This is a genomic window from Mycoplasma sp. Z386, from assembly GCF_054343375.1.
Genome location: NZ_JBTGVC010000032.1, coordinates 1 through 4,295, shown reverse-complemented (window position 1 = coordinate 4,295; position 4,295 = coordinate 1). Strand labels below are relative to the sequence as shown.

Here is a 4,295-nt window from a genome sequence, read left to right as displayed (position 1 = left end):
AATCTCTTACTAAAAAGTAAGCAAGAGAAATTTACACAAAATATCTTACACTACCCCTTTTTAAGATTGTAAGTTCTTTTCGTTTCTTTAATAAAAGAAATCATTATGCTTGAATCTGCTGTATTTCCTTTAAAAACCTTTATAAAAAAGAATTCCATTTCTATCAATTGCCATTCCAATAACAATTTGGTCTTCCTTAAATTTTGCATCTTTTAAATATCCAAGAATTTTTAAACCAGTTCTTTGAAAACTTTCAAAATAAACAGTTGATGAATCATAAAAAATTAATTCAACATCTCTGCTGTTTCTTCTATAATAATGTTATTAAAATTCGAAAAGATTTCTTTTTCACTATTTACTAAAATATCAAGAAATATGTAAAAAGAATTTTTAGAAGAAGTCAAATTATTATCGAATTTTTCTTTGTTTTTAAATCTTTGAAAAACACTTTGTTCATAAAGGATTTTTGAAGCTGTTTGATATTCTAAAATTCCTTCTAAATCTTTAATTGAAAACTAAATTCAATATCGAAATTATTTATTAAATTGGTTTTCTTTTAAAAATCTAATAACTCCATCATTATTATTATCTTCTTTAGTGATATAGGTTTTTGCTTCTAAAACCTTTAAATTTTCTGTATTTTTCATTGCTACAAAATAATTTGTTACTTCTTTAAAAGTAATATCATTTTCGGAGTCTCCGAAAGCAATAATTCTATCATCTTTAGCAATTATTTTTTTATCCATTAAAAATTTTAATGCTTTACCTTTGCTTATTCCTCTTATCATCACATCTATTGAATTAGGTTGAGATTCTATTAAATCTAAGTTAGCGAATTTAGAAAGGAAATCCAATATATCTCTTTGTTCGATTTTATCTATTTTATCAAATATAATTATGAATTTCATAGGTTTTTCATTTTTTTTAATTTCAAGATTATCAATAAATTCATCAAAATTATTAACAAAAACTGAAGCAACATTAATAGAAGAAGGTAGTTTACTTTCTTTTAAGTGTATTTTATTGTTGTTTGGATTGAATTTTATGCTTTTTTGATTTGTATGTAATGAAAAATCTACATTTTTCGTAAATAATTCTCGAGCTATTTCCTTTGTATAAACTATATCCATCGTTTTATTATATATGTTTTCATAATCATTATTTTCTATTTTTGTGTTTAAAGATATAGATAAACCATTGTAAGAAATTATAGGGCAACTTATGTTTAAATCATCTACAAAATATTTAGCTGAAAAGAAAGGTCTTCCAGTTGCTATTACTATCTTTTTATTCTTTTTAAAATATAAATTTTTTAAGTATTTTTTTGTTTTTTCATTTATAAAATTATTATCATTTAAAAGTGTTCCATCCAAATCAAAAACAAAAGTATTAAAAATTATATTTTTTTCTGGTTTATAAAAGTTAAATAAAGTGGTTATTTTTCCTTTTAAAGATTTTTTTAAATTTATTTTTGATTTATTCTTCAAAATATATTCAAGTGAATCTAAATTCATTTGTTTTTTTTGACTAAATGTTATATCTTTAATTATAGATTCTTGATTTTTAGATAAAAAGAAATTAAGTTCATTTTTAAAATGTAATTTTATATTTTCAAATATTTTTTCATCAAATTTTCAATAATACATTTTTTTAATGTTATAGTACATTCTTCTTAAAGATTTATTTTCGTGTTTCATCTTTTTTAAATCTTTTTCAACATTTATAAAATTAAACGGATATAAATTATTATTTTTTTCATATGTAAATAATTCTAATTCTTTATTTTTCTTTAAAATATAACTTTTATACTTAAAATTCAATAAAGAAAATGAATATTTTAAGTTTTTAAAATTTACCAAATCTTCTTCTAATAAAAAATTATTTATTAGGTCTATTTCTTTATCAAATTGTTTTTTATTTTTCTTTACTTGTTTTCAAATAAATAAAGAAATTAAAATTCCTAAAAAAATTACAAATAATATAGATACTCACAATAAACCAATTTTTTCGTCAAAAAAGTTTTTTAATTTAAATCAAAAATCTCAACCCCTCGAAAGAGCAAGAATAACTATAGATAAAGAAGAAATAATTAATATTAAAGATAACTTTTTCTGATTTTTTATTTGAAATCTTTTGTTATCTCATTTTTGAATTTCATTTTCTGTTTTTATATTTTTTTCTATCTGTTCCTCCAACTCTTTTGCTTTTGATATTTCTTGTTCTAATAATTTATGTATTTTACGAATTTCTAATTTTTCGCTTAAATGTACAAAATAATCATTCATGTTTTTTGTGGTGTTAAATTCTAAATTATCAGTATTAGAATTTTTATATGTGTAAATAAGTTCGGTGTTATTTTCTATAATATCTTCTTTATTTATAATTTTAACAAGATTTAATTCGGTTTCGATTTTCGAATTTATTTCGAATAATAATTTAGAAAGTTTGTTTTTATATGAAAAAAAATAGTATTTATCATCATTGTCGTTTTCTATTTTTTGTAAATAAATAGACAACTTACTATAAGAATCTTGTAAAGTGATTTTTTCATATAAAGAATAAATATAATAAATAAAAACTATTTCGTTAGCTTTATCTTGAGACAACCATTGTCATTTAATGCTATTATAAATAAAAGAAAATATGATTAGATTATCTTTGTGTACTAATATTGTACTACCTGAAGTTTTGCTTCTTTGGAAAAGATTATTTTTAAATTCTTCATCTATTTTTTTAAACTTTTTATTTTCTAAATATTCTTGATAAGTTATATCGTTTATATTATCAATGTAAAATTTATTAAATGTTTCTAATAATTTTTCATCTTCTTTGAATGGTTTTGTATCGCTTTTAATAAAAGTATCTAAACTTATAAAATGATTTACATTTTTTTGAATTTCTGAAAAAATATTATCAAAAATTAGTTCATCTTGAATATTTACTAAAAAATCTGATAATAAATAAGAAATAGAATTATTTATTTTTTCACTTTTAAAATTAAAAATTAAGTTATACACATTATTAACGTATTCATTAGATTCTTTTGTTGCATTTATCATTTCTACAGAAAATTCAATAATTATTTTTTCTTTTGTCTGAAAATATAAGTTTATAAAACTTTCTTCTTTATTAATATTTTCTTCAGAATTTAAAAATTTCTTAATCTCATTTAATTTAGGTTCACTAAAAATATTAAATTTTAAGCTATTGCTAAAAAATCTTTCTATCTTTTCATTGAATAAATCTGAAGAAAAAGTAAAATAATCCTTAAAAAAATAAGCATTATTTGCTTTATATATTCCTAATAGTTGTTTCTTTAGATTCTCACTAATAGAAAAATGAGAAATTATTTTCACTATTGCTTTGCTATTTTCTGAATTAGTTGATTTCATAATATAATTATATAACTTAATAAATATATTTGAGAAAGATTTATTAGTTTTATCTAAATAAAACAATAATTTACGTGTGACTAAATAGATATATTTTGAATAAACTTAAATTACCAAGGCAAAAAGCGTAAAAATGCTTAAAATTTTCTATCTTTTGCTTCGTTTTTTTTTTTTTTTGCAAAAAGTAATAAAATTAAAATAATAAGAAAGGGACAAAATTAGTAAAATCAAGGAAATAAAACAAATTGGAAAGACAACTTTAATTATGGATATAATTAGTTTGTTTTAGTTTGAATAACAACAGATATTATCATAAATTTTCAAATAAACTACATTTTTGAAGTTCTTGTTAAAAAAATGAAGAATTCTTTAAAAATGGTTTAGACATAATAAAAGTGTTTTCTTTCAGTTTATTTATAATAATAAGTTTCATTGTGGGTTTGGTTGCTTTGGTTTTTAAAATAATGATAAGTAGAATGATACCAAGTTTATATAGCAAAAAATTAGCAGATGTTAAGTTGTGTTATGTACTATCAAGCTTCTTTGGAATAATATTTACTTTCATGGGTTACAAAAAACTTAAATCTTTTGAGTTTTCCAACCAAATCGCACAAGAAGAAAAATAAATATTCAAAAAATAAAGAAAGATTGTCAATGTATAAAATGTATAAAAGGTTATGAATATGGTTTTGAACTTTTTAAATTACAAAACGCAACCAGACTAACTTTAATATTTAAAATAATGTCTCTTATTGTTATTCAAATTATATTTGTTACTATATTTTAATTATTAACAGTTTTGTTTCTGATACTAATAATAATTATTTACCTTATGATTCAACTTACTATTGTAATTACAGATATAAAATGTCACTTTTTATAAATATGTGTTAATTTAATGAT

The 4,295-nt window shown here is 19.8% G+C and carries 2 protein-coding genes; one reads left to right on the top strand and one right to left on the bottom strand.

All coding sequences use genetic code 4. The features are described 5' to 3' along the window. Nucleotides 1-533 precede the first annotated feature (533 nt). Entirely contained in the window at nucleotides 534-3,392 is a 2,859-nt protein-coding gene (locus ACXX85_RS03890) for an HAD-IIB family hydrolase (protein ID WP_458560676.1), read from the bottom strand. Nucleotides 3,393-3,868: 476 nt separating this feature from the next. On the opposite strand from ACXX85_RS03890, the gene ACXX85_RS03885 reads away from it, so the two are divergent. Continuing rightward, a complete protein-coding gene (locus tag ACXX85_RS03885) occupies nucleotides 3,869-4,018 on the top strand; it encodes a hypothetical protein (protein ID WP_458560675.1) in 150 nt (49 codons plus the stop codon). Nucleotides 4,019-4,295 lie beyond the last annotated feature (277 nt).